18 protein-coding genes and 1 tRNA gene are annotated in these 25,977 nt (G+C 63.6%); 11 read left to right on the top strand and 8 right to left on the bottom strand.

Annotated features, from left to right (window positions below; genetic code table 11):
• Window positions 1-132 precede the first annotated feature (132 nt).
• The 4 genes from MHM97_RS15130 (at window position 133) to MHM97_RS15115 (ending at window position 3,355) form a co-directional block, all read left to right on the top strand.
• Window positions 133-1,569, top strand: coding sequence for a YcjX family protein (locus MHM97_RS15130; protein WP_239323205.1), 1,437 nt, complete (start codon window positions 133-135; stop codon window positions 1,567-1,569).
• Window positions 1,566-2,030 (top strand): GNAT family N-acetyltransferase, encoded by a 465-nt coding sequence (locus MHM97_RS15125; RefSeq protein WP_239323204.1) that lies wholly within the window; start codon window positions 1,566-1,568, stop codon window positions 2,028-2,030. Before MHM97_RS15130 ends, MHM97_RS15125 begins: the two co-directional genes overlap by 4 nt.
• Window positions 2,027-3,007 (top strand): YcjF family protein, encoded by a 981-nt coding sequence (locus MHM97_RS15120; protein WP_239323203.1) that lies wholly within the window; start codon window positions 2,027-2,029, stop codon window positions 3,005-3,007. Before MHM97_RS15125 ends, MHM97_RS15120 begins: the two co-directional genes overlap by 4 nt.
• 156 nt (window positions 3,008-3,163) lie before the next feature.
• Window positions 3,164-3,355 carry a hypothetical protein gene (locus MHM97_RS15115; RefSeq protein WP_239323202.1) on the top strand — a complete coding sequence of 64 codons (192 nt, stop codon included), beginning with the start codon at window positions 3,164-3,166 and terminating at the stop codon, window positions 3,353-3,355.
• 186 nt (window positions 3,356-3,541) lie between these two features.
• Here the strand turns inward: MHM97_RS15115 and MHM97_RS15110 are convergent, their stop codons facing one another.
• Entirely contained in the window at window positions 3,542-3,955 is a 414-nt protein-coding gene (locus MHM97_RS15110) for a group III truncated hemoglobin (protein WP_239323201.1), read from the bottom strand.
• 292 nt (window positions 3,956-4,247) lie between these two features.
• On the opposite strand from MHM97_RS15110, the gene ileS reads away from it, so the two are divergent.
• A complete protein-coding gene (gene ileS, locus MHM97_RS15105; RefSeq protein ID WP_239323314.1) occupies window positions 4,248-7,172 on the top strand; it encodes an isoleucine--tRNA ligase in 2,925 nt (974 codons plus the stop codon).
• Window positions 7,173-7,421: 249 nt separating this feature from the next.
• Here the strand turns inward: ileS and MHM97_RS15100 are convergent.
• The 3 genes from MHM97_RS15100 to MHM97_RS15090 all read right to left on the bottom strand — a co-directional run bounded on the left by MHM97_RS15100 (window position 7,422) and on the right by MHM97_RS15090 (window position 10,234).
• Window positions 7,422-7,497 (bottom strand) — tRNA-Thr (locus MHM97_RS15100).
• A 360-nt stretch (window positions 7,498-7,857) separates the two neighbouring features.
• Window positions 7,858-9,198, bottom strand: coding sequence for a GH1 family beta-glucosidase (locus MHM97_RS15095; RefSeq protein WP_239323200.1), 1,341 nt, complete (start codon window positions 9,196-9,198; stop codon window positions 7,858-7,860).
• Between the two features lie 4 nt (window positions 9,199-9,202).
• Complete coding sequence (locus MHM97_RS15090) at window positions 9,203-10,234, bottom strand: substrate-binding domain-containing protein (protein ID WP_239323199.1); 1,032 nt, start codon at window positions 10,232-10,234, stop codon at window positions 9,203-9,205.
• A 267-nt stretch (window positions 10,235-10,501) separates the two neighbouring features.
• Here MHM97_RS15090 and MHM97_RS15085 point away from each other — a divergent pair, with 267 nt between their 5' ends.
• The 6 genes from MHM97_RS15085 (at window position 10,502) to MHM97_RS15060 (ending at window position 18,124) form a co-directional block, all read left to right on the top strand.
• Window positions 10,502-11,851, top strand: a complete 1,350-nt coding sequence (locus MHM97_RS15085) for an ABC transporter substrate-binding protein (RefSeq protein ID WP_239323198.1) — start codon at window positions 10,502-10,504, stop codon at window positions 11,849-11,851.
• Window positions 11,852-11,963: 112 nt separating this feature from the next.
• Window positions 11,964-12,971: a carbohydrate ABC transporter permease gene (locus MHM97_RS15080; protein WP_239323197.1), complete on the top strand. Its 1,008-nt coding sequence runs from the start codon at window positions 11,964-11,966 to the stop codon at window positions 12,969-12,971.
• A 14-nt stretch (window positions 12,972-12,985) separates the two neighbouring features.
• The gene (locus MHM97_RS15075) at window positions 12,986-14,134 is read left to right on the top strand and encodes a carbohydrate ABC transporter permease (protein ID WP_239323196.1); all 1,149 of its coding nucleotides are present in this window, start codon (window positions 12,986-12,988) and stop codon (window positions 14,132-14,134) included.
• 52 nt (window positions 14,135-14,186) lie between these two features.
• Window positions 14,187-15,845: a beta-galactosidase BglA gene (bglA, locus tag MHM97_RS15070; protein WP_239323195.1), complete on the top strand. Its 1,659-nt coding sequence runs from the start codon at window positions 14,187-14,189 to the stop codon at window positions 15,843-15,845.
• A 22-nt stretch (window positions 15,846-15,867) separates the two neighbouring features.
• Window positions 15,868-16,959: an ABC transporter ATP-binding protein gene (locus MHM97_RS15065; protein WP_239323194.1), complete on the top strand. Its 1,092-nt coding sequence runs from the start codon at window positions 15,868-15,870 to the stop codon at window positions 16,957-16,959.
• A gap of 457 nt (window positions 16,960-17,416) precedes the next feature.
• Window positions 17,417-18,124, top strand: a complete 708-nt coding sequence (locus MHM97_RS15060; protein ID WP_239323193.1) for a trypsin-like serine peptidase — start codon at window positions 17,417-17,419, stop codon at window positions 18,122-18,124.
• Between the two features lie 192 nt (window positions 18,125-18,316).
• Here MHM97_RS15060 and MHM97_RS15055 read toward each other — a convergent pair whose 3' ends face one another.
• From MHM97_RS15055 to MHM97_RS15040, 4 genes are all read right to left on the bottom strand, one after another.
• Window positions 18,317-19,489 carry an HlyD family type I secretion periplasmic adaptor subunit gene (locus MHM97_RS15055; RefSeq protein ID WP_239323192.1) on the bottom strand — a complete coding sequence of 391 codons (1,173 nt, stop codon included), beginning with the start codon at window positions 19,487-19,489 and terminating at the stop codon, window positions 18,317-18,319.
• Window positions 19,486-22,005, bottom strand: coding sequence for a type I secretion system permease/ATPase (locus tag MHM97_RS15050; RefSeq protein WP_239323191.1), 2,520 nt, complete (start codon window positions 22,003-22,005; stop codon window positions 19,486-19,488). Before MHM97_RS15050 ends, MHM97_RS15055 begins: the two co-directional genes overlap by 4 nt.
• Window positions 22,002-23,297: a TolC family protein gene (locus tag MHM97_RS15045; RefSeq protein ID WP_239323190.1), complete on the bottom strand. Its 1,296-nt coding sequence runs from the start codon at window positions 23,295-23,297 to the stop codon at window positions 22,002-22,004. The genes MHM97_RS15050 and MHM97_RS15045 overlap by 4 nt, the downstream gene beginning before the upstream one ends.
• 106 nt (window positions 23,298-23,403) lie before the next feature.
• On the bottom strand, window positions 23,404-25,965 hold the full coding sequence (locus tag MHM97_RS15040; protein ID WP_239323189.1) for an Ig-like domain-containing protein: 2,562 nt from the start codon (window positions 25,963-25,965) through the stop codon (window positions 23,404-23,406).
• Between the last annotated feature and the right edge of the window lie 12 nt (window positions 25,966-25,977).

Genomic DNA, 25,977 nt, shown 5'->3' with positions numbered 1-25,977 from the left:
GGCCCCGCGGGCCCGGGCTGGCAACCGCAGGCGGTGATGCCTATGTTGCGGGGAGGCCGTGCGGGAGGCACATCCCGAACAGGCACAAGGAAACGGCCCGCCAAACGCGGCAGGGCGCATGAGGAGCGGCAGGTGACGCGAGGAACAGGGGTGACGGGGCTGGCCGCGAATGTGGCCGACGGGGTGCTGCGCGGGGCGGAGACCCTTGGTGGCGTGGTGGCAAGCCCGTTTGCAGACCCCGCATTGCGGCTCGGGGTGACCGGTCTGGCACGTGCGGGCAAGACGGTGTTCATCACCTCGTTGGTGGCCAATCTGCTGAACCGGGGGCGCATGTCCCAGTTGACCGCCGCGCAGCAGGGCAGGATCGAGGCCGCCTATCTGCAACCGCAACCGGATGACACCGTCCCGCGCTTTGACTTTGAAAACCACCTAGCAGCGCTGACGGGGCCGGACCCGCATTGGCCGGAGAGCACCCGGGCCGTGTCCGAGCTGCGCCTTAGCCTGCGATTGCGGCCTACGGGCCTGTTCGGGGCGGTGACCGGGCCGCGCGTCCTGCATCTGGACATCATCGACTACCCGGGCGAATGGCTTCTCGACCTGTCCTTGATGGACAAGGATTTTGCCACCTGGTCGGCGGATGTGCTGCGCCGGATCGAGACCCGGTCAGAGGCCAGCGCATTTCGCGCCGCCGTCAAGGCCGCCGATCCGTCGGCCGCGCATGATGAGGCGCAGGCACAGGGGCTGGCCGCGTCCTTTGCTGCGTATCTGCAGGCCGCGCGGGCGGCGGGCTACTACGATTGCACACCCGGGCGCTTCCTGCTGCCGGGGGATCTGGCCGGCTCTCCGGTGCTGACGTTTGCGCCGCTGCCGGAAGGCGCTGCGCCGCGCGGCAGTCTTGCCCGCGAGATGGCGCGCCGGTTCGAGGCCTACAAGGCGCAGGTGGTGCGGCCGTTCTTTCGCGATCACTTTGCCCGGATTGATCGGCAGGTGGTGCTGGTGGACGCGCTGGGGGCGCTGCATTCCGGCCCGCCCGCGATGGAGGACCTGCGGCGCGCCATGACCGATATCCTGGCCAGTTTCCGTCCCGGTTCGAATGGCTTTCTCAGCCAGTTGCTGCGCGGCAAACGGGTGGAGAAGATCCTCTTTGCCGCCACCAAGGCTGATCACCTGCACCATCAACAGCATCCTCAGCTGACCGCGATTATCGAGGCCCTGACACAGGATGCCCGGGATCGGGCCCGCTTTGCCGGCGCAGAGACCGCGGCGCTGTCCATGGCGGCCCTGCGGGCCACGACAGAGGAAATGCGCTCGCATGACGGGGCGGAACTGCCCTGTGTGCGCGGGATTCTGGCGGAAAACGGCAAGCCCGCCGCACTCTATCCCGGGCGTTTGCCCGAAGATCCGCGCCACCTGCTGACACCTGCCCGGCAGGGGGCAGAGCAATGGCTGGACGGCAGCTATGCGTCGATGCGGTTCGCCCCGCAGCCCCTGACCCTGAAACCGGGCGATGGTCCTCCCCATATTCGCCTGGACCGGGCGGCGGAATTCCTGTTCGGGGATCGCCTGTGAGCTGTGTTCTGCGCCCGGCTGCGCCGCTGGATGCCAGTTGTATCGGCGATATCCTGCATCGCTTTGAGCGCGACACAGCCTGGATGCCGAAGGAGCATTCGGCAGCGGAGGCGATCGCATTTTGCGACCGGATGATCGCGCGCGGCTGGGTCACGGTGCTTGAACGGGGCGCGCCGGGGGATGTGGTCGGGTTTCTGGCGCAGGATGGCGCCGAGGTCTGCGCGCTCTATCTGCGGCCGGACATGTGCGGGCAGGGCTTGGGGCGGATGTTGCTGGATCATGCAAAGCGGGCCTCTGCCGAGCTCAGGCTGTGGACGTTTCAGGCCAATACCGGCGCACAGCGGTTCTATGTGCGCGAGGGCTTTGTCGAGGTGCAACGCACCGATGGCCACCGCAATCCGGAGCGTTTGCCGGACATCGAATATCATTGGCGCGCAACCAAGAGGGAGGCTGCCGCATGACCCGCAAGCCCGTCGTTTTTGATCTCGAACCGGACGATCAACCGGCACAAAGCGTCAGTGATGCGCCGCCTGTGCCCGAGCTTGACGAGCCGACGGCGCTGCAAGCCACGGTCGAGGCGGTCGGCGCCGCGCGCCGCCGGGGCTGGGGCGGGTGGCTCTGGGGGCTGGTCCTGGGGCTGCTGGGCACCATCATATCGGTTGCGGCCTGGGATTACGCCACCAGCCTGATTGATCGTGTACCCGTGCTGGGGCTGGTGGTGTCGGGGGCGATGATCGGCCTGTTGCTGGCGGCGCTGGTGTTCTGTGTGCGCGAGCTTGCCGCCCTGGGCCGTCTGCACAAGGTCGACACATTGCGGCAGGCATGCCGCGACGCCCGGTCCGGCGATCTGTCGGCGGCGCGGGCACAGGTCGCGCGTCTATCGCAATTCTATCGGACCCGCGCGGATCTGGAATGGGCGCGGCGCAGGCTGCACGAGCGCGAACCCGAGATCCTTGATGCGGATGGTTTGATGGACCTGGCGGAGGCAGAGCTGTTGTCGCCGCTCGATGTGCAGGCCCTCGCGGAGGTTCAGACCGCGGCACGGCAGGTGGCAGGGGTCACCGCATTGGTGCCGCTGGCCCTGGCGGATGTGATCACCGCCCTGGTGTCGAGTTTGCGCATGATCCGCCGGATTGCCGAGATCTACGGCGGGCGCTCCGGATTGTTCAGCTCCTGGCGTTTGACGCGCGCGGTGCTGTCGCATCTGGTGGCGACCGGCGCCGTGGCGGTCGGGGACGACCTGTTGGAGCCGGTGCTTGGTGGCTCTGTGCTGTCGAAGTTGTCTCGGCGCTTTGGCGAGGGGCTGATCAACGGCGCATTGACCGTGCGCGTCGGGCTGGCGGCGATCGAGGTCTGCCGCCCGATGGACTTTGCCAGCGTGGACAAGCCGCGCCTCAGCGTGGTGCTGCAGCGCGCACTCAAGGGCTTTGTAAAGTGATTTCCGAGCGAAAAACTCGTGATCTGATTTCTGATAACTGAAGTCAACTATTTGAAAATAAATGAAAAACATCTTGCGACCTGCCAATTTAGAATCGATTTAAATTGCAGGGCCAGAAACGATCCCGACTCGGGATCTTCACGCAAGGAGACCTTCATGAGCCAGTCCGCATGCAGCAGCTGTGCGTTTTTCGAAGGCCACAAAGCCAACAATGATCAGACCCTGAAAGATGCCGGCCTGTGCCGTTTCAATCCGCCGGTGTTCCAGCCTGAGGCAGCCGAGCGCGGCTATTGGCCGGTCGTGAAACAGGATGATTGGTGCGGTCATTTTGAACGGGACGCCGCCTGAGTGCAGCGCGCCCCGGGGATGTGAGTGCCCGCCAGCCTTGCCAGCCAGCAGGTGCGACGCCTGCCAGCCAGCGCGCCAGCCATGCCCGCATCACCTCCGGCCGCCAGCCAGCGAGCGACATCACGCCGCCAGAGAAATCCCTCCGGCGGTGTTGTCATGTCAGGAACGCCACGCGTCCCGTGCGCTTCAGATCAGCCGGGGCGGTTCATCCTTTGGCTGACGCATGGATTCGATTCCGGTGCGAAACCCTTCACCGATGCGATCCGCCAGATGCCCCCATTGCATCGCCTGTTCGGCCCCGAGTTCGTGGTGCAGCACCTCGTGAAACAGCCCAAGCCAGATCGGGAAATGCTCCGGCTTCACATCCGGGCGGGCCAGGTGCTCGCGCATGGGGAAGCCGTCATAGACCCGTTCGCGCAGGATCGCGTTGCGCCAGAAGTTGGCGATCTTGGTCTCATGCTCCGGCCAATCGGTGACATGAGCGGCGAACACCGGACCCAGCACCGGGTGACGCCGCACCGCGCTGTAAAAGACACGCACAACGCGCCGGATGTCGTCCGGGGTGATGTCGAAACGGGCCAACGGATGTGCGTCTTGCATGGTGTCTCTGCTCCACTTGGTCTGCGACGCCCAACCTAAGCCCGAAGCCGCCCGGCAGAAAGGGGCGCATGGCGTCGCATCCGTCTTGTGTGGTGGATAGACTTTACCCTTGCGCCACAAGCCCCTATAAGCGCTCTCATGACACCGACTGCAACACGACGTGTGGCCATCATTATTCGAATTATGAACCCGGCGCTCTGAGTATACGAGGCGCCGGGCAAAGGTGCTTGAGTGATCGCACCGAACCGAATATCCCCAAACCGACCCGTTGATGCAAAAGGACGCCACCGATATGTGCGCCGACAAGACCGAAGTCACGCCCGACTACAAAGACACGCTGAACCTTCCCAAAACCGATTTCCCCATGCGCGCTGGCTTGCCCAAGCGCGAGCCCGCATGGCTGGAGCGCTGGGAAAAGATCGGCGTCTATGACCGCCTGCGCGAGAAGGAAGGCCGCACGCCCTTTGTTCTGCACGATGGCCCCCCTTACGCAAACGGTCACCTGCACATTGGCCACGCGCTCAACAAGACCATCAAGGACATCATCGTCCGCTCGCACCAGATGATGGGCTTTGACAGCCGCTATATCCCGGGCTGGGACTGCCACGGTCTGCCGATCGAATGGAAGATCGAAGAGCAGTACCGCAAGAAGGGCAAGAACAAGGACGCGGTGCCGGTCATCGAATTCCGTCAGGAGTGCCGCAAGTTCGCCGAGGGCTGGATCGACGTCCAGCGCGCCGAGTTCAAGCGCCTGGGCATCACCGGCAACTGGCCAAACCCCTATATCACCATGGATTATCATGCCGAGGCGGTGATCGCCGAGGAGTTCATGAAGTTCCTGATGAACGGCACGCTCTATCAGGGCTCCAAACCGGTGATGTGGTCGCCGATCGAGAAAACCGCGCTGGCCGAGGCCGAGGTCGAGTATCACGACAAGGAAAGTTTCACCATCTGGGTGAAGTTCAAGGTGGCCGAACCTGCGGATCACAAGCTGGCAGGCGCGCATGTGGTGATCTGGACCACGACGCCCTGGACCATGCCGTCGAATAAGGCAGTCGTCTATGGCGCCGACATTGCCTATGGCCTTTATGAGGTGACCGGTACGCCGGAGGAATGCTGGGTCAACGTGGGCGACAAATATCTGCTTGCCGACAATCTGGCCGCAGATGTGTTCAAACGCGCCCGCTTGGCTGAGGATCAATATACCCGCGTTGCCGACGTCTCTGCCGACGATCTTGCGGGCATTGGCCTCGCCCACCCGCTGGCAGGCGCCGAAGGTGCCAACGGTGAATGGGACGACATCCGCGACTTCCGCGCCGCCGACTTTGTGACCGACACCGAAGGCACCGGCTTTGTGCATTGCGCGCCGAGCCACGGCATGGAGGAATTCGAACTCTACCGTGATCTTGGGATGCTGGAGCAGGTCATCACCTACAACGTGATGGACGATGGCGGCTTCCGCGCTGATCTGCCGTTCTTTGGCGGCAAATACATCCTCAACCGCAAGGGGGGCGAAGGCGACGCCAACAAGGCGATCATCGACAAGCTGGTCGAGGTTGGCGGCCTGATGGCGCGCGGCAAGATCAAGCACAGCTACCCGCATTCCTGGCGCTCCAAGGCGCCGATCATCTACCGCAACACGCCACAATGGTTCGTGGGCGTGGACCGCAAGCTGAACGACGGGCAGGATCAATACGGCGAGACCATCCGCGAGCGCGCCCTGCGGTCCATCGACGAGCTGGTGAAATGGACCCCGCAATCGGGCCGCAACCGGCTCCATTCGATGATCGAGAACCGCCCCGACTGGGTGCTCTCGCGCCAGCGCGCCTGGGGGGTGCCGCTCACCTGTTTCACCAAGAAGGGCGCATTGCCGACGGATTCGGACTATCTGCTGCGGGACGAAACCCTGAATGCGCGCATCGTGGCCGCATTCGAGGAGCATGGCGCCGACATCTGGTACAGCGACGGTTTCAAGGCGCAGATGCTCGAAGGCATTGCCGATCCGGATGCCTATGATCAGGTCATTGACGTGCTGGACGTGTGGTTCGATTCCGGTTCGACGCACGCCTTTGTCCTGCGCGACCGCGACGACGGTGCCGAGGACGGGATCGCGGATGTCTATATGGAAGGCACCGACCAGCACCGGGGATGGTTCCATTCCTCGATGCTGCAGGCCTGTGGCACCAAAGGCCGAGCGCCCTATCGCAACGTTGTGACCCATGGCATGACGCTGGATGAAAAGGGGTTCAAACAGTCGAAATCGCTGGGCAACATCATCCCGCCCGAGGATATCATCAAGCAGTATGGCGCCGATATCCTGCGGCTCTGGGTGGCGCAGACCGATTATACCGCCGACCAGCGCATCGGGCCGGAGATCCTCAAGGGGGTTGCCGACAGCTATCGCCGACTGCGCAACACCATGCGCTTCATGCTCGGCAGCCTGGGCGATTTCAGCGAGGATCAGCGGGTTGATCCTGCGGATATGCCCGAACTGGAACAATGGGTGCTGCACCGTCTGGCCGAATTGGATCACCAGGTGCGCGAACGCTATAAGGCGTTTGATTTCAATGGTGTCTGGCAAGCGGTCTTTACCTTTGCGACATTGGATCTGTCGGCCTTCTACTTCGACATCCGCAAGGATGCGCTCTATTGCGATGGCGACACGCTGAACGCCCGCGCCGCGCGCACGGTGCTGGACATCCTGTTCCACCGTCTGACCACCTGGCTTGCGCCGATCCTCGTCTTCACCATGGAAGAGGTCTGGCTGGAGCGTTTCCCCGGCGATGACAGCTCGGTGCATCTGGTCGATATCCCCGAGACGCCACGCGACTGGATCAATGAGCCGCTGGCGGCCAAATGGGCCAAGATCCGTCAGGCGCGTCGTGTGGTGACCGCCGCCCTGGAGGTGCAGCGCACCGACAAGGTGATCGGTGCCTCGCTGGAGGCGGCGCCGGTGGTGCATGTGCGCGACGTGGACGTTCTGAACGCCCTGAAGTCGGTGAATTTCGCGGATGTCTGCATCACCTCTGATGTGCAGCTGACCAATGATCCAAGCCCGGCCGAAGGCTATCGCCTGCCGGAGGTCGATGGCGTTTCCGTCGTGTTTGAAAAGGCCGATGGGCAGAAATGCCAGCGGTGCTGGAAAATCCTGCCGGATGTTGGCCTCCAGGCGCACCCCGGAACCTGCGGGCGCTGCAGCGCTGCGCTCGGGTCCTGAGGGCGACGCAGCTTGAACGATTGGAAGAACGCCCGGAGAGACCTCTCCGGGCGTTTTTTTGTCGAGTGTTGGTGCAGAAAGAGCATCGCGGCGTCAGCGGGCAGCTCTGGCGCCTCACGCGGTCAGCACGGCGACCCGCGCGCCGATTGGTTCATCGCGAATAGGGCGGGCCAAAGGTCCAGGAGCCGCCCTCGGGCGCTGACCTGTCGGCCCTGTTTCGTGAACGGGATCTGCGGCTTGGGAAAGAAATGGTGCCCCCACACGGACTCGAACCGCGGACCTACTGATTACAAATCAGTTGCTCTACCAGCTGAGCTATAGGGGCGGGAGTGGTCTTCGAGAAGGGTCTCTGCCGCGCGGCGCGCGCCGAAACTTCAATTGAATCCTCAACTCCATCCGGTGCCGTCATTTACTCAGAAGCGCTCGCGCCTGCAAGTGCTTATTTCGCCGACTTCGGATGCAGGGGCGGATACGCGACAGTTGTTGCGGAGGCAAGTCCTTTTTATACATTTGCAGCCTCGGAGACCGGACATGAGCCTTGCGTTCGACAGCTGTGCCAAACGGGCGTGATGCGGGCGGGAGGTGTAAATCGGGTTTGGTGAGTCGTGGCCCGGCGGCACCGGGTTTGGCTAGCCTGACCCACCAAGCAACTCCGCGTGGGTCAGGCATCTTCGGGGCGTGGTGCCTATCGTGCGCCGCCTGTCAGGGCTTTCCGAAGCGCATGGTACGACGCCTTGGGGGTGCGTTTCAGGGTGTCGAAGTCCACATGCACCATGCCAAATCGTTTTTCATACCCGAGCGCCCATTCGTAGTTGTCGAGCAGGGACCACAGGAAATACCCCTGCACCGGAACGCCCGCGGCGATGGCACGCTGGACGCGCTCCAGATGGGCGTCGACATAGGCGATGCGCTCCGGGTCCAAGACCGTTCCGTCGGACACCAAATCCGCGTTGGCCATGCCGTTCTCCGTCACGATCAGGGGCAGGTCGCCGGTATATTCTGCGGCTGTGCGGGTCAGGAACTGATAGAGGCCGTCGGGGTAGATTTCCCAACCCATCTGGGTCTTGGGCAGGGGGCCGTCCAGCTCCGCGTAATGGGGCCAGGCGCCGGCCTCGGGACCGATGACCTTGCGGGTGTAGTAATTGAGGCCACACCAGTCCACCGGCTGCGAGATGGTCGCGAAATCATCCTGCCAGCCTGCGGGCAGATGTGGTTCCAGCCCTTTTAGCGCCGCCTCGGGATAGGCCCCCTTGAAGACGCCGCCGAGGAAGAAGCGGTTGTAGATCGCGTCATAGGTCTCCGCCGCCGCCAGTGCCGCGGGGCTCTGGTCGACTGGCTCGGCCCATTCGAAGTTGAACACCGCGCCGAGATTGCCCATGCCGAGCCCGCGCATCACCTCGATGGCGCGGCCATGCGCCAGCAGGACGTGATGCATGGCGCGGGCGGTGGCGCGAATGTCGCGCAGGCCCGGCGCATGGTGGCCAAGGAAATGCGACAGCCAGCCGACGCACCAGGGTTCGTTGATCGGGGCCACCGAATACATCCGGTCGCCGATGCGGGACATGATGACCTCGGTGAAGTCTGCAAACCAGTTGCCGATGTCGCGATTGCGCCAGCCGCCACGGTCGGCCAGCGGTTGCGGCAGTTCCCAGTGGTAGAGCGTCGCGCAGGGCTTGAGGCCCCGCTCCAGCATCGCGTCGGTCAGCCGGTCATAGAAATCAAGGCCTTCGGGGTTGGGGGTGCCGGTGCCCTCGGGCAGGACCCGTGCCCAGCTGGTGGAAAAGCGATAGCAGTCCAGCCCGGCTGCCGCGGCAAGGTCCAGATCCTCGGCATAGCGGTGATAGTGATCGCAGGCGGTATCGCCGTTTTCATTGCGGACCACATTGCCGGGGGTGGCAGCGAAGCTGTCCCAATGGGTGGGGCCGGCGCCGCCGAAGCCGTGCCCTTCGATCTGGTAAGAGGAGGTCGCGCTGCCAAACAGGAACCCGGCGGGGAATTCCTGACGTGTGAAACTGAAGTCTGTCATATGTCTACATCCTGTTGGGCGCCGGTCCGGTGGAGCGACCGACGGTCAGCTCTGCTTCGAGCAATTCGGTGAGGGGTGGGGCCCCGGGGGTCTCGATCTGGGTGATGAGGAGGGTGGCCAGGCGTCGCCCGGCATCCCGCACCGAGGAGCGGGTGGCGGTAAAGACCGGCACATCGGCGCCATTGCGCAAATAGGACAGATCATCGTCATGGGTGATGACGGAGATATCGCGGCCCATCACCATGCCCGCCTCCTCGATGGCGCGGCGCACCCCAAAGGCGGCAATGATCGAGGATACCAGATAGGCGGAGGGCGGCTGGTCGAGCTGCTGCGTCCGCCGCACGGTGTCATAGCCATAGACCTCGGTCATTTCACCGGCAAACAGCAGGTCGGGGTCGATTCCGATGTCCCGCGCCTGCAACGCGGCTTCGTAGCCCCGGCGCCGGCGAAAGGCGAAATCCATGCTTTCCTGGCCGTTGACCAGGCAGATGCGGCGGTGGCCGAGGTCGAGCAGGAAATCGGTGGCGCGGCGAAACGCGCTGGTGTTGTTCACATCGAGCCAGCTGTAGGGGGCGGTGATGTCGGTGGCGCGCCCATGCACGGCAAAGGGCAGGCCGATGTCCTGCAACATGGTGATCCGCGCGTCCCGCATTTTCGGGGCGTGCAGCACGATGCCGTCGACATTCCGCTTGGCCACCATCTCGTGATAGGCGCGTGACTGATCCTCATCCGCCACCAGCGACAGCACCATGTCATAGCCGGCCTTGCTGTAGCGCTCCCCGGCGCCAGCGATGAAGTCGCCAAAGATCGGGTTCATCATCTCGTGCTGGGTCGACATCGGGATCACATGACCGATCGCCATGGCGCGTCCGGTGGCCAGCGCCTTGGCACGGGTGTTGGGGCGATAATTGTGCTGTTGTGCGGCGGCCATGACCCGTTTGCGGGTGGCCTCGCTGACCTCGGGATAGCCGTTCAGCGCGCGGCTCACGGTTGTCTGGGACAGGCCCAGATGCGCTGACAGCTGTTTGAGGTTCATGCTCACGGTTCTCCAAAGCGCTTTAAAGTTGGGCTGCAATCGGTTTCAGGCACCCCTGTCTGCCTGTGATTATGACAAAGGGAAAGAGCTGATTTCAAGCATATATGTTTGGGCGCTAACATCGAGTCATTGACAGGCGTCTCCGAATCTAGAAGTTTAATGGCAGTCAAAGCGCTTTGGTTGTTTGGTTCGGGTGCTCAAAATACTAGCCTCATAAAAACAACCAACACGGGATGATGGCGCAAAAAAACATCGGGAGGAGATACGATGAAACGGAGTTTGATGACGGCCGCGGGCGTGATGGCACTGGTGGCCGGTACCGCTGGCGCGCAGGAGCTGATTTTTCCGGTCGGAGAAGGCGACTTCAACTGGGACAGCTACGCCGAACTGGAAAAGATCGACCTCGGCGGCGAGCAGGTGACGGTTTTTGGTCCCTGGCTTGGTCCGGACCAGGAACTGGTCGAAAATGTGCTGGCCTATTTCGCAGCGGCAACGGGGGCCGACGTCCGCTATGCAGGCTCCGACAGCTTTGAACAGCAGATCGTCGTCGATGCCGAAGCCGGCTCCGCGCCCAATGTGGCGGTCTTCCCGCAGCCCGGCCTCGTGTCCGACATGGCCGCGCGCGGGTTCATCGCACCGCTGGGCGACGACACCGCAAACTGGGTCAAGGACAACTACGCCGCGGGTCAGTCCTGGGTGGATCTGGGCACATTCTCGGGACCGCAGGGCGATGACGGCCTGTTTGGCCTGTTCTACAAGGTCGATGTGAAATCCCTTGTCTGGTTCAACCCGGAAAACTTCGAGGATTTCGGCTATGAGATCCCGACCTCGATGGAAGAGCTGAAGACCCTCACCGATCAGATGGTCGAGGATGGCAACACCCCGTGGTGCATCGGGCTGGGCTCCGGCGGTGCGACCGGCTGGCCGGCCACCGACTGGGTCGAGGACATGATGCTGCGCACGCAGGACCCGGCGGTCTATGACCAGTGGGTCAGCAACGAGATCCCGTTCGACGATCCGCGCGTCGTCGAGGCGATCGAGGAGTTCGGCTATTTCGCGCGTAACGACGACTATGTCTCCGGCGGGGCAGGGGCGGTGGCCTCCACCGACTTCCGCGACAGCCCCAAGGGCCTGTTCGCCAGCCCGCCGCAGTGCATGATGCACCGTCAGGCGTCCTTCATTCCGGCCTTCTTCCCCGAAGGCACCGAAATGGGTCTGGACGCGGATTTCTTCTACTTCCCCGCCTATGAGGGCAAGGAACTGGGCAACCCGGTTCTGGGGGCCGGCACCATCTGGTCGATCACCAATGACAGCGATGGCGCACGGGCGCTGGTGGAATTCCTGAAATCCCCGATCGCGCATGAGGTCTGGATGGCACAGCAGGGCTTCCTGACACCGCACAAGGGCGTCAATACCGAGCTTTATGCCACCGACACGTTGAAGAAGATGGGCGAGATCCTTCTGTCCGCCGACACCTTCCGCTTTGATGCGTCGGACCTGATGCCGGGCGGCGTCGGTGCCGGCAGCTTCTGGACCGGTATGGTGGACTACGCGGGTGGCAAGCCTGCGGCGGAAGTGGCCACCGACATCCAATCCTCCTGGGACGCGCTGAAGTAACCGCACGTCCTGTCGCGGGGTCGCTCTGGGGCGGCCCCGCTTCCCTTGCCGGTGAGGCCGCGCCAACACGCGATCTGCCTTGTCGGCCCCAATTCTTCTTCAGGAGCCAGTCATGCATCCAGCCATTCAAGGGCTGCTGACCATCGCCTTTGGCGTCGGGGGCTGTGTCGGCTATTTCTACCTCTCGAACCTTATCCTCGACACGCTGATCTTTCCGGCGCGGGGCAAGGAGATTGCCCGCAATATCCGACGCGCCAATATGGTGCGACCGTGGCTGTTCCTGTTTCCGGCCCTGCTGGCGCTGGGGCTGTATCTGGCCTACCCGGTGGTGGAGACCCTGCGTCTGTCGCTGACGGAGCGCCAGCCCGGCGGCGGGTCGGAGTTTGTCGGCCTTGCCAACTACAGCCAGATGCTGGGCGAGGACAAATTCTGGGAGGCGCTGCGCAACAATTTCCTCTGGCTTCTGGTGGTGCCTGCGGCCTCGACCGCGTTTGGCCTGCTGGCCGCGCAGCTCACCGACCGGCTGGCCTGGGGCAATATCGCAAAATCGCTGATCTTCATGCCCATGGCGATCTCCTTTGTCGGCGCGGCGGTGATCTGGAAACTGGTCTATGACGCGCGCCCGCCGGGCACCGAACAGATCGGCATCCTGAATGCGATCTACATCTGGCTTGGCGGTGTCGAGCCGCAGCAGTGGCTGACCATCCCGTTCTGGAACAACTTTTTCCTGATGATGGTGCTGGTGTGGATTCAGACCGGCTTTGCCATGGTGATCCTGTCGGCGGCCCTGCGCGGCATCCCCGAGGAAACCATCGAGGCGGCCATCGTCGATGGCGCCGGTCCGTTCCAGATCTTCTTCAAGATCAAGGTGCCGCAGATCATGGGCACCATCGTGGTGGTCTGGACCACCATTACCATCGTGGTGCTGAAGATCTTCGACATCGTGTTCGCCCTGACCAACGGCCAGTGGGAAACGCAGGTTCTGGCCAACTACATGTACGACAAGCTGTTCCGCGCCAATGACTGGGGCGTCGGCTCGGCCTCGGCGATGATCATCATGCTGCTGGTGACGCCGATCCTGGTCTGGAACGTCTACAACGCACGCCGCGAAATGCGCTGAGGGAGGGCTTTGCCATGAATGCCATTGCAGGACAGAAGCCCGGGCTGATCTGGGCGCTTCGTATCTCGGTCATCGTGCTGGTTGGGCTGTGGCTGTTCCCGACCGTGGGGCTTTTGGTGTCGTCCTTCCGGACCGGCGACCAGATTGCCACCTCGGGCTGGTGGAAGGCGCTGTTCCCAACCGAGCAGAACCTCACCCTGCGCACGGCCGCACCCGATACCCAGGTGCAGGACGGTGATGTCTGGGTGATCGAGGGCAACCTGTTCGAAGATGACAGCGAGGCGGAAATCTCCGCCTGGGGCACCAACGCGCGCGACATCTCTGCCTATGGGCCGGGTGACACTGCCGAGCTGCGCCGCGGCGGTCAACTGACGGTGCAGGCCGACGGCAGCTATCGCCTTCAGGCCGAAGAGGAAATGGGCGGACGCCGGGGGCCGCGGGTCTTTGTCACCGCTGTGGTGCCGCCGGAATTCACGCTGCAAAACTATGAGACCATCCTGATCTCGGGTGGGTCGACCGACAATATGGCGCGGGCGTTTTTCAACACGCTGACGGTGACCATCCCGGCGACGATCATTCCGATCCTGGTGGCCGCCTTTGCCGCTTATGCGCTGGCGTGGATGGAGTTCCCGGGCCGTGCCCTGCTGATCGCCGCCATCGTGGGCCTGCTGGTGGTGCCGTTGCAGCTGGCGCTGATCCCGCTGCTGAAGTTCCACAACGAGATCGGCATCGGCAAGGGCTACCTCGGCGTCTGGATGGCGCATACCGGGTTTGGCCTGCCGCTGGCGATCTACCTGCTCCGGAACTACATGGTGGGCATCCCGCGCGACATCATCGAGAACGCCCGCGTCGATGGCGCCACCGATTTCCAGATCTTCACCCGCATCATTCTGCCGCTGTCGTTCCCGGCGCTGGCCTCCTTTGCGATTTTCCAGTTCCTGTGGACCTGGAACGATCTTCTGGTGGCGATGGTGTTCCTGATCGACGCCACGGGCGAGACCACGGTGATGACCAAGCAGATCGTCGAGCTTCTGGGCACCCGCGGCGGCAATTGGGAGATCCTTGCGACCTCCGCCTTTGTCTCCATCGCGGTGCCGCTGGCGGTGTTCTTTGCCATGCAGAAATACCTGGTGCGTGGGCTTCTGGCCGGTTCGGTCAAGTGACCGACCCATGCACCGTGTTCAACTTTCAACCTCCGATGACGGACTTCACGACATGAACGCTCAGACCTCCATCAACCCCGCCTCCGTTCTGGCCAATGATCCTGACTGGTGGCGCGGGGCGGTGATCTACCAGATCTATCCGCGCAGCTATCAGGACAGCAACGGCGACGGCATCGGCGATCTGCCGGGCATCACCTCGCGGCTGGAACACATTGCCTCGCTCGGGGTGGATGCGATCTGGATTTCGCCCTTTTTCACCTCGCCGATGAAGGACTACGGCTACGACGTCAGCGATTATTGCGATGTCGATCCGATGTTCGGCACATTGGCCGATTTTGATGCGCTGGTGGCCAAGGCGCATGACCTTGGCCTGCGGGTGATGATCGATCTGGTGCTGTCGCATACCTCCGATCAGCACCCCTGGTTCGCCGAAAGCCGCCAGAGCCGCGACAACCCCAAGGCCGACTGGTACGTCTGGGCCGACCCGCAGCCCGATGGCACGCCGCCGAACAACTGGCTGTCGATCTTTGGTGGCCCCGCCTGGCACTGGGATGCGAGGCGCGAACAGTATTACCTGCACAACTTCCTCGTCTCGCAGCCGGACCTGAACTTCCACTGCGACGCGGTGCAGGATGCCTTGCTGGACGCCACCCGGTTCTGGCTCGACCGCGGCGTCGATGGCTTCCGTCTGGACACCATCAACTTCTATATCCACGACAAGGAGCTGCGCTCCAATCCGGCGCTGCCCAAGGATCAGCGCAATTCCAATATCGCCCCCTCAGTGAACCCCTATAACCATCAGGAGCACCTCTATTCCAAGAACCAGCCGGAGAACCTCGAGTTCCTGGCGCGGTTCCGCGCGCTGCTGGATGAATACCCGGCAAAGACCGCCGTGGGCGAGGTGGGCGACGCGCAGCGCGGGCTGGAGATCCTCGGTCAGTACACCGCTGGCAACACCGGCGTGCACATGTGCTACGCGTTTGAATTCCTTGCCAAGGATCCGCTGAACGCAGCGCGGGTGGCAGAGGTGTTCGACACCGTCGATGAGGTGGCCGCCGATGGCTGGGCCTGCTGGGCGTTTTCCAACCACGACGTTGTCCGCCATGTCAGCCGCTGGAACCTGTCGGATGCGGCGCTGCGGCTCTATACCACCATGATGATGTGTCTGCGCGGGTCGGTCTGCATCTATCAGGGCGAGGAACTGGGCCTGCCCGAGGCCGACATCGCGTTTGAGGATTTGCAAGACCCCTATGGCATCGAGTTCTGGCCCGAATTCAAGGGCCGCGACGGCTGCCGCACGCCGATGGTCTGGGATCAGGGCAACACCTATGGCGGTTTCTCCGAGGCACGCCCCTGGTTGCCCGTCAGTCTGGAGCATGCAAACCGCGCAGTAAGCATGCAGGAAGCGGACCCGGACGCGCTGCTGCACCATTATCGCCGCGCCATTGCCCTGCGCCGCGCCCATGCCGCCCTATCGCGAGGCAGCCATGACCGGGTGCAGGCCACGGGCAATGTGGTGCAGTTCACCCGTACTGCCGAAGGCGAGGAGATCTTCTGCGCCTTCAACCTCGGTGACACACCGGCGGAAATCACCCTGCCCGCGGGCGCGTGGGAGCAGCTGGGTGCGGATCTGGGCACTGCGGATGTGGCGGCAACGGTGGGCACACTGACACTGGCTCCGTGGCAACCTTGCCTCGCACGGCGCGTATAAAACACTCTGGGAGGAGGACACCATGGCGAACCTGAAACTGACCGGAGTGGAAAAGACCTATGCCGGCGCGGTCAATGTCCTGAACGACATCAATCTCGATATCCAGCAGGGCGAGTTGATCGTTTTTGTGGGGCCGTCGGGCTGCGGCAAGTCCACGTTGTTGCGGATGATCGCGGGGCTGGAGCGGATCACTGGCGGCACGCTGGAGATCGACGGTGCGGTGATGAACGACATCCCGCCGGCGCAGCGCGGCATCGCCATGGTGTTCCAGTCCTACGCGCTCTACCCGCATATGACGGTGCGCGACAACATGGCCTTTGCGCTCAAGATTGCCGGCAAAAGCAAAGAGGAGATCGACGCCGCCATCGAGCGCGCGGCCAAGATCCTGCAGCTGGAGGATTACCTCGACCGCTTGCCCAAGGCGCTGTCGGGCGGGCAGCGGCAGCGGGTGGCGATCGGCCGCTCCATCGTGCGCGACCCCAAGGTCTATCTCTTTGACGAGCCGCTCTCGAACCTCGACGCGGCCTTGCGGGTGGCGACGCGGATCGAGATCGCGCAGCTGAAGGAGTCGATGCCCGACAGCACCATGATCTACGTGACCCACGATCAGGTGGAAGCAATGACCCTGGCCAGCCGCATCGTGGTGCTGGCCAACAAGGGCATCGCCCAGGTGGGCACACCGCTGGAGCTCTATGAGCGCCCCGAAAACGAGTTTGTGGCGCAGTTCATCGGCTCTCCGGCGATGAACCTGATCCCGGGCGAGGTGATCGCGACGGGCGAACAGACGCGGCTGCGGCTGGAACACGGCGAGGAGATCACCTCGACCGTGCCGACACGCGACAGCGATATGGGGTTGCAGGTGAATGTGGGCGTGCGCCCCGAAGATCTGTTCGAAGAGGGCGAGGGCGGTGCGGTGATCGACACCACCGTCAATATCGTCGAGGCGCTGGGAGAGGTCACGGTGCTGTATTTCACCGCAGCCCCGGGCCGGGAGCCGCTGATTGCCAAGCTTCCGGGCATCCACGGCGGGCTGCGAGGGCAGCGCGTGCGTCTCTTTGCCAGACCGGACAAGGTACATCTGTTCCACAACGGGCGGTCGCTTCTGTACCGCTGATCCTGCAAGCCGCCATTCTGTCGTCCGCAGCTGCGCGCGTCCCGTTCGGGGCGCGCGTTTTTGCACCGACTCCTAAAACTTTAACGATTGCTGCCTCAGTTAAGGGATCTGAAACCTGTTCGAATGTGGCAATTGTGACAGATTTGGTGCCCCACATCGCTGATTTTGCGGTGGTATTATCCACCGAAATGGGAACAATCCGGGGATATTGGCCCTGTATTTGCTACAATTTGTTTTAAATTCCATGACTTTAGGGTCAATTTGTCTTTATTGTTAACTTTTGTGCCCATAGTGCATGGGTTTTCTGCGATCCTGACCCTGATCTGACCTGGGGGGGTTAAGGTTTGTTAACACTGTCACAATCAATCCATGAATTGGTCCAAGGCCAACAGGGGCCAGCCATATTCCAGCCGCACGCCTGAACGAGGGTGTGAACGTGGGAAAATGGAGTGGAACCATGAGACTGATGCTAGCGATCATCGCGGCATGCCTGTCTTTCGGCATGTCCGAGTCTGCCATGGCCAAGGATCGCAGGGCCAGCAGCTTGCCGGGGTGGGAAGCTGTCGGGCGGCTCAATATAGCCGGAAAATACATGTGCACGGGAACGCTGATTGCGTCCAACCTCGTTCTGACCGCGGCGCATTGCGTCTATGATGCGCAGACCGGGCGGCGGGTGAACCCGCGCGGGATCCGCTTTGAGGCGGGGCTCGACGGGCGCCGGTTCAAGGCGGCGCGTATGGTCAGCAAGGCCGTGATACATCCGTCCTATCAATTCCGTGCAGGCGGCAACGCGCAACTGGGACATGATATCGCGGTGCTGCGCCTGTCGACGCCGATCAGCCGGTCCGAGATCCGTCCGTTTACGATGTCGGCCCGCGCCGACCGGGGAGCGAGTGTGGATGTGCTGTCCTACAGCTATCACAATGCAACGCGCGCCAGCCGACAGCAGGGGTGCCATGTGCTGTCCCGTCGCACCCGCACGCTGGTGATGTCCTGCCGTGTCGATTTCGGAGCCTCCGGCGCACCAGTGCTGGACGTCACCCCGGGGCAGGCGCCCAAGATCGTCTCGGTGATTTCGTCAAAGGCCGCGATGGGGCATCGCCGGGTGTCGATCGGCACCGCTCTCGACAGCACGCTGCGGATGATGATGCAAAGCGCGATCTGACGACGCAGCCAGGCTGGCGGTGGGGCCAGCTTTAGACAACGATGCCAGGTGTGACAGGCCAGAACGGCTGTCTCTCCTCGCAACATGAGAATGACGGCCCGCTGGATGTGTCAGCGGTGATCCGGACCCTGGCTGGCAGGGCCGGTTTTTTGCTGTTCCGCACCCGTGTCGCACCCCCGGTCGGTGCCGGTCCTAGGGTTCGCGGAAGGCTTCGCGGGATTTGTAGAGCGGTTTCAGCAGGTAGCTCAGAATGGTCTTGGAGCCGGTCTGAAGCTCCGCGGTGGCGCGCATGCCGGGGCGGATCTCGATCTGCTGCTGGCGCGCGGTGAGGCTGGAGCGATCCACCCGCACCGTTACCCGGTAGTAGGGCGGCGCGTCCGGATCGCGCTCATCCTCGAAGGTATCGGCGGAGACGATGTCCACCTTGCCCCGGAGCGAGCCGTAGATGGTATAGTCATAGGCGGTGAGCTTGATGGTCACATCCTGTCCGCGCTGCACGTTGGCGATGTCCTCGGGCTTCACCCGCGCCTCGACAAACAGCTCTTCGCCCAGCGGGATGATTTCGAGGATCTCGTCCCCGGGCCGGATCACGCCACCGATCGTGGTGACGGCAAGGCTGTTGACGATGCCGGCCATCGGCGAGGTAATCACGGTGCGCTCCAGCTGATCGCGGGCGAGCCGCTGTTCCTGTCGCAGCGAGGTCAGTTCACGCAGGGTGTCGGAGTATTCCTCGGCCAGTTCCAGTTCCGACTGGGTGCCGATCTCGTCGAACTTTGCCTGGGCGTCGCTGACCTTCTTCTTGGCTTCGTTCACCTCTAGCAGCGCCACGATCTTCTGCTCGTGCAGGGAGCGCAGGTTCGACAACTCGTTCTTTAGCTGGCGCAGAATGTCCTCGGCGCTGTTGCGGCGGCTGTCGAAATCGCTCTGGCGGGCCTTGAGCAGCGCCCGCTCCGAAGCGAGGATGGAGGGCGAACGGCTTGCCAGCGCCCCGGGCACCGTGAACTCATAGGCGCCCTCGATCTCCGCCTCCAGCCGGTATTGCTTGATCTCAAGCGCGTCGATCTGGTCTTGCAGATCGTCGGACGCGGCGCGGAACTTGGTGTCCTGGAGCTTGGCCAGGACCTGTCCGGCCTGCACCGTATCGCCCTGGCGCACGTGCAGCTCGGCCAGGATGCCGCCTTCGAGGTTCTGCACGATCTGCGAGCGGGACGAGGACACCACCTGCCCATCGGCGCGCACGATTTCATCGACCGAGGCAAAGCCGGCCCAGGTCAGGAACAGCACCAGCACCAGCGCCACCAGCTTGATCATGCGGCTGGCGCCATGGGTGCCTTCGAGAATGTCCATATCGGCTGCAATGCTCATGAGGCTTTGCCCCCTCCATTCAGATGCGCCAGAACCTCGTCGCGGGGGCCGTCGACGACCATGCGCCCGGCTTGCAGGATCAGGGTGCGATTGGTCAGAGACAGGATCGGCATGCGGTGGGTTGCAATGATGGCCGTGCGCTCGCCGAGCCAGTCATCCAACCGGCTGACGAGGGTGCGCTCCAGGGTCTGGTCCAGGGCCGCAGTGGGTTCGTCCAGCAACACGACTGAGGGGTTCTGCAGGTGCAGCCGGGCCCAGCCCACGGCCTGACGCTGGCCGATCGACAGGCCCGCGCCGCCGTCGCCGATCTGCAGGTCCAGGCCACGCGGATGGCTGCGCACAAACGGGGCGAGGCCGGCAAATTCCAGCGCCGTCATCAGCTGTTCGTCGTCATGGGTCAGATAGGAGAGGTTCAGGTTGTCGCGCAGCGTGCCGGCAAAGAGCTTCACCTCCTGGCCGAGATAGCCGATGTGACGGCGCAGGTCGCGCGGTTCGATCTGGCTCATGTCGGTGCCGTCGATCATGACCCGGCCACGTTCGGGGGCGTAGAGGCCCGAGAGCAGCTTCAGCAGGGTCGATTTGCCCGAGCCGTTCACGCCAAGGACCGCAACGCGCTGGCCGGGGGTGATGGCAACGGCGGGCACATCCACGGTTGGTGCGCCTTCGGGGTCGTAGCGGAACACCACCTCTCGCAGCTCAAAGCGGCCTTCGATGGTCTCGCGGCGCAGATAGGCGCGACCTTTCTCGCGTTCCTGCGGGGCGGTGGCGATGACGTCCAGCGCATCCAGCGCCGCGCGCACATTGCTCCAGCGCGCCAGCGTGCCCGCAAATTGCGTCAGCGGCGCCAGCGTGCGGCTGGTCAGGATGCCGGTGGCGATGATGGTGCCGACGGTGAATTCGCCTGCAAACACCATGTAGGTGCCCAGGATCACGGCGCAGATATAGGTGGCCTGCTGCACGCCCTGGCTCCAGTAGGTCAGGGCGCTTGCCATTTTGCGCTGGCCGTTGGAGGCCTGCGAGGACAACAGGTTCAGCTCGTCCCAGAGCCGCAGGATGCGTTCCTCGCCGCGCTGGGTCTTGATGGTCTCCATCTCGCTGACAACCTCTTGCAGCAGCCGGCCGCTCTTGGCCGAGGCGCCCTGCGCCTGGCGGGTCATCGCCAGCATTTTCTTCTGGATGAAATAGCCGGGCAGCAGCATCAGCACGCCGCCAATCATGATCACATAGACCACCGGGCCACCGATCGAGGCCACCAGCAGCAGGAAGACGGCGATAAAGGGCACATCCGCCAGCGTCGACAGGGTGGAGGAGGTGAAGAACTCCCGCACCGAGGAAAAGTCGCGCATCGCGGCAAACAGGCCGGAGGGCGGCAGCGGGCTCTGATCCATGCGCAGGCCGATGACCCGGCGCATCAGCTTGTGCTGCACGGCCATGTCGATCTGACGTCCGGCGGCGTCGGTGATGCGGGCGCGGGCGAGCTTCAGCAGCCCTTCCATCCCGATCGCCATCAGCGCCCCGATCGCCAGCACCCAGAGCGTCGCCTGCGACTGATGCGGCACCACCCGGTCATAGACCTGCAGTGAGAACAGCGCCACCGCGACGGCCAGCACATTGGCCACCAGCGAGCCGAGCATGATCTCACTCATCTGGCGGCGGTACTTGGGGAATTCCCCCCAGAACCAATGTGAGGTGTCGAGCTGGGGCGTATGGCGCTGGGTCAGCTGTGCAAGCGTCGCGCGCGCGGTCAGAACCTGCCCGGTAAAGAAGGGCATGAAGTCCTGCATCGGCACTTCGGCCCGATTGTCAGGACAGGACGTATCGTAGATGGTCACACCGGCCTTGCCCTGGCTCAGCACCAGCACCGGCTGGCCGCCCTGCATGATCGCGATCGCGGGCCAGGTGCGCGCGGTGGGGCGTTTGACCTGCTGCACGCGGGCCTTCAGGCCGGAGGAGATCAGTGCGCTCATCATCGCTTCGGGGCGCAGGGAGGCTGCGCCGCTGGCCTGGAGCTGTTCGACCAGATCCTGCGGTGCCAGCGTCACCCCGCGCAGCGAGGCGAGGCGGCACATGAGCTGTGCCCGCGCCTTGATCCGGTCGTGATAAGGGACAGCGTCCTCGGGGGCGGGGTCCGTGTCCTGCGCGGATGGACCCGTGATCGCCGTGGGGGAGATCGTCGCGATGGTCTCGTCTTCGCGACCCGGTTCCGGGGGCGCGGCTGCATCGCTTTCGCGCGCTGCACTGTCGTCCGTGGGGGCTGGGGGAAGGCTGGGTGTCATCGAGGCCCGTGGGGCGCTTGGGCGCTTCTCTGCCTCGGGGCGCGGGCCGTCCTGGGCTGAGGTTTCGGCAGGCGAGGGGGCCACCATGGAAATCTTGACCGGAGCCTTGCCTCCTTTGCCAGCGGGACCGGAGGCGCGCCCCTTGAGAGCGCGCCCGCCGGTCACGGAGGAGAGCTTCAAGCCGCGCTTGGCTGGTTTGGGCGCCGTTGCGGGCGGAGTCTGATTGTCGTGATCCGTCAAATCTTGTCCCCATCCGCCAACAGACCCAGCGAGGCCGCAAGCGCCAGCTGGATCAGCACAACTTCATATTTTGCGTCGATATAGGCCTGTTCCCGCTTCACCAGTTCCTCGTAGATCGGGATCACGTCCATGACCGGGCGCTGACCGGCCTCGAACTGGGCCTTGAACAGGTTGTAGGTTTCGCGGCTGGCGCGGGACAGCGACAAGGCCTCGCGTTCCTGGCGGCGATAGGAGGCCAGGCGCTGGATCTCGCGGCTGTACTCGCGCCGTGCCTCTTCCTCCACCTCGCCGATGCGACGGCGGGCGGCTTCTTTGGAGGCTTCGACGGCCTGCAAGGCGGCGGGCGTGCCAAGGCCAAGCGGCTCGGCCAGGTTCAACAGCACGCCGGCGCCCTCACCCTCGCTGCCGACCTGCCCGGTCGCCGAGACCTGCGGCAACAGACCGGCGCGCTCCATCTTGGCCTGTTCGATGGTGCGAGTGGCCTCGGATTGGGCCTTCAGCACGCTCAGGTAGGCGCTGCCGTCCGGCGGCAGGCTGAGGTCCAGCCGCTGCGGCGAGGCCGGGAACTGCTGGCCTGTCATCGCTTCCAGCTCGGCGCGGGCGGTGCGGGCGGCATCATTGGCCGTGGCCATGCTGGATTGCACGCCGCTGATCTTGGACTGCACCACATTGAGGTCGGAGCGGTCCGACACGCCCCCGTTGACGCGGCCCACCACCACGCGCTCGAAATCGCGCATGGTGCGGATGGCGCGATGGGCATAGGCGGCTTTCTCGTCCCCGCGCAGCCCTGCCACATAAAGCGAGAGCGCGGTTTCGACCCGGTCGTTCATGTCTTCGGACAGGGTGACGGCGGCCACCTCCACGTCGGCGGCGGCAAAGGCGCGTTCGGCCTTGCGGCGGCCATTGTCGAACAGTACCTGCTCCAGCAGCAGGCTTGCAACCATTTCACCGAGATCGTTGAGGCTCACGCTCGGGCGCAGAGAGGGCAGCCAGTTCTTTGACTTTGCCTCGGCGCGCAGCTTGGCACTGATAAGGTCGGATTCGGAGGCACGGGCAGAGGCCGACAGCGCCGCATCCGCGACGGTGTCGTAAATACTGCCCGGTTCCAGCAGCGAGCGGCGCTGCATCAGCGCCGAGATGACTTCGGATTGCGGGGCATCTTCCGCCTGGGCGAAATTGCTGCGCGCAGCGCCGGTTGCCGGATCTCCCGCCGCGGTTCCGGGGGCGGGCAGATCACAGGCCGTCAGGCTGCACATCAGTGCAACGGCAGAAATGCGTCGTGCCAGAGCCATAGCTGTCCCTCGTGCCTCAGATCCCATGGTTGATCCACGGGTTATCGCCTCGGCGCGCTCCGACCGCCCCCGCGAGGAGGGCAGGCGGCGCGCGCGCCGGGCGTTTTTAGATGATGACATTCACGTCGTCTTCGACCAGGAGCGTGGTGTCACCGTCGCCGATGGTATAGACATTGAAGGTCTCGCCATCCACGTCGCGAGTTCCGTCTGCCTCTGCGCCTGTGAGGGTAACCGAGTGATCCGCCGAGTCATCGCCCCGGACCACCAGCGTGTCGGAATTCTCAGACAGCGCGTTGATCATCTCTTCGGTCAGCGTGACGTTGGAGCCATTGCCGCTGTCCTCGAACACCAGGTTCAGCGTGTCGATGTTATGTCCATCCAGGTTCTCGAACAGTTCGGAGCTGACGGTCTCGTGGTTGATCACCAGGGTCGAAGACGTGTTGCCCGCGTCATCGGTGCCCTGCACCAGCAGGTTGGTCCCGTCGGCAACCGGCGTCTCAAGATCGAGTTCGACCCGTCCTGACGACAGGCTCAGATCAAACTCCGCCTCGGTGGCGGTGCCGCTGTCGCTCACGGTGTAGAGGGCAAGGTCATCGGTGGTTTCATCGAGATAGACGTCTTCGATATTGCCGAGGATGACGGTTTCGCCAAGGTATGTGGGCGTGTCCACATCGGTGTCGATGCTGAAGTCCTGGGTAATGGTCTCCACATTCCCGGCCGGGTCGGTGGCGGAAATGGTGGCGGTCACATCACGGGAGTCCGTGCCCAGATCATCACCGTCGAGCGTCAGGCTCCAGTTGCCATCGTCGTCGACGCTGGCCGGGTAGGTGGTGCCATCGATTTCCACAGAAACGGTGGAGCCTTCCTCGACTGTGCCAGCCAGGGTGAAGCCGGAGTTCAATTCGGACGTGTTGACCACATCGTCCGAGGTCTGAAGCGTCTCGGACCCATAGTTCACCACCTCGGTGTCGAGCGCCACCGTGTCGCTGTCGGTCTCGGTGTTGCCGAGGTCATCGCTGATCGAGGCGGTGACATCGAGCGTGTCTGTGCCTTCGTCGATCTCGCTCGCGTCGAAATCATAGGACCAGTTGCCGTCCGCGTCGGCCACGGTGGTGCCACTGGCATCGCCGAGCGTCACGGTGACGGTCTCGCCCGCGGTGGCGGTGCCGGTGATGGTCACACCGTCCGCGCGCTCCGCGGCATTAATAATATCGTCGGTTTCGATCGGGTCGTCGTCAAGCTGGACAAAACCGGCATCGGTGTCGACTGCGATGGTCGATGTCGCCGTCGCAGTATTGCCCGCCGTATCGGTCGATGTGACCGTGATCTCGCGATCATATTCGCCCTCGGTGTCAAAGACGGTGCCCGAGGGGTAGGTGACGGTCCAGGTGCCATCGCTGGCCGCGGTGGTTGTGCGGGTGACCCCTTCGATGGTGACTTCGACGGTGGCCCCGGCCTCGGCCGTGCCGGTAATCGCCACACCTGCCGCCGCTTCTGCCGCGGTGACGATGTCATCCCCGCCCGACAGGCCGCTGTCGATGGTGACGGCGGTTTCGGTATCCACCTCCAGCACATCCGTCGTGGTGGTGCTGTTGCCATGCGGGTCGGTGGTGGTGATGGTGATCCCGGTTTCGTATTCGCCGGTTTCGATTTCATCAGAGGTAAAGGTCACCGACCAGGTGCCGTCTTCGGCGACCGTGGTGGTCTGAGTGGCGCCGTTGATTTCCAGGGAAACCGTTGCGCCCGCCTCGCCGGTGCCGGTGATGATGGTGCCGCTGGCCTGCTCGTCGCCGTCGACGATATCGCCGACCGACTGTGTGCCTTCGGTGATGATGACGGTGGGCGGCTCGGAGTCGATGTCGATGGTGGGGCCGTCCAGGTCCTCGTAGGTGGTGCCATCGGGGGCCACCACGTCAACCACGGTTTCATAGACCCCGTCATCGGGCAGATCATCTGTGGGAACGTTCACCGACCAGGTGCCGTCATCCTCGACAGTGGTGGTGACCACCACATCGCCGATGGTGACCTCCACATCGGAGCCCGCCTCGCCGGTTCCGGAAATGGTCACGCCGTCAGGGTCGCCCTCGGGGACATCATAGGTGCCGTCGGCATCATTGACGGTTGGCACGATGGTATCGGAGCCGCCGTCACCTCCGTCGCCGCCGCCTCCACCGCCGCCGCCGCCACCGACGCCGGCAATGACCGCTGCGCCGGCAGCCGCTGCTCCCACGCCGCCAAGCCCCCCGAGCAGGGGCGCGGCCAGGGGTGCGACCACCGGTTCGATGCGGTCCACATCGAGGAAGACCATATCGTCATAGGCGCTCCACTTGCCCGACAGGTCCAGCGGCTCGTAGCTGGCAAAGAGCATGCCTTCGGATTTGTCCTCCAGGACAACCTCGATGAAATCGCCCTCGTCGCTGAGGAACAGGTTTTTCGGACCGGTGCTGGCGGTGTCGTAGAACCCGTCCAGCTCCACCACAGTGCCATCGGCCAGCGTGACGTGAAGGTCACGCCCCCGGCGGGCGTAGCTTTCGACATCGGTCGGATCGAGGTTGAGGGAAATATCCTTGGCCCCGGTTGTCGGGATGATGGAAGGGGATCCTTCTGCCGAGGTGCCATGCTGGTTGGTGCCCAACGCATCGCGGGCAATAAATGCAACGGTGCTCATGCTAAACTGCTC

The sequence above is a fragment of the Epibacterium sp. Ofav1-8 genome (assembly GCF_022348185.1).
Classification (GTDB): domain Bacteria; phylum Pseudomonadota; class Alphaproteobacteria; order Rhodobacterales; family Rhodobacteraceae; genus Epibacterium.
Note: the sequence above shows the minus strand (reverse complement) of the source record. Positions and strands in the feature narration are given on the sequence as shown.

Coding starts and splice junctions, on each gene's coding strand:
- MHM97_RS15120 (WP_239323203.1), top strand. CDS start 2,027: ATGACCCGCAAGCCCGTCGTTTTTGATCTCGAACCGGACGATCAACCG.
- MHM97_RS15115 (WP_239323202.1), top strand. CDS start 3,164: ATGAGCCAGTCCGCATGCAGCAGCTGTGCGTTTTTCGAAGGCCACAAA.
- MHM97_RS15110 (WP_239323201.1), bottom strand. CDS start 3,955: ATGCAAGACGCACATCCGTTGGCCCGTTTCGACATCACCCCGGACGAC.
- ileS (WP_239323314.1), top strand. CDS start 4,248: ATGTGCGCCGACAAGACCGAAGTCACGCCCGACTACAAAGACACGCTG.
- MHM97_RS15095 (WP_239323200.1), bottom strand. CDS start 9,198: ATGACAGACTTCAGTTTCACACGTCAGGAATTCCCCGCCGGGTTCCTG.
- MHM97_RS15090 (WP_239323199.1), bottom strand. CDS start 10,234: ATGAACCTCAAACAGCTGTCAGCGCATCTGGGCCTGTCCCAGACAACC.
- MHM97_RS15085 (WP_239323198.1), top strand. CDS start 10,502: ATGAAACGGAGTTTGATGACGGCCGCGGGCGTGATGGCACTGGTGGCC.
- MHM97_RS15080 (WP_239323197.1), top strand. CDS start 11,964: ATGCATCCAGCCATTCAAGGGCTGCTGACCATCGCCTTTGGCGTCGGG.
- MHM97_RS15075 (WP_239323196.1), top strand. CDS start 12,986: ATGAATGCCATTGCAGGACAGAAGCCCGGGCTGATCTGGGCGCTTCGT.
- bglA (WP_239323195.1), top strand. CDS start 14,187: ATGAACGCTCAGACCTCCATCAACCCCGCCTCCGTTCTGGCCAATGAT.
- MHM97_RS15065 (WP_239323194.1), top strand. CDS start 15,868: ATGGCGAACCTGAAACTGACCGGAGTGGAAAAGACCTATGCCGGCGCG.
- MHM97_RS15060 (WP_239323193.1), top strand. CDS start 17,417: ATGAGACTGATGCTAGCGATCATCGCGGCATGCCTGTCTTTCGGCATG.
- MHM97_RS15055 (WP_239323192.1), bottom strand. CDS start 19,489: ATGAGCATTGCAGCCGATATGGACATTCTCGAAGGCACCCATGGCGCC.
- MHM97_RS15045 (WP_239323190.1), bottom strand. CDS start 23,297: ATGGCTCTGGCACGACGCATTTCTGCCGTTGCACTGATGTGCAGCCTG.
- MHM97_RS15040 (WP_239323189.1), bottom strand. CDS start 25,965: ATGAGCACCGTTGCATTTATTGCCCGCGATGCGTTGGGCACCAACCAG.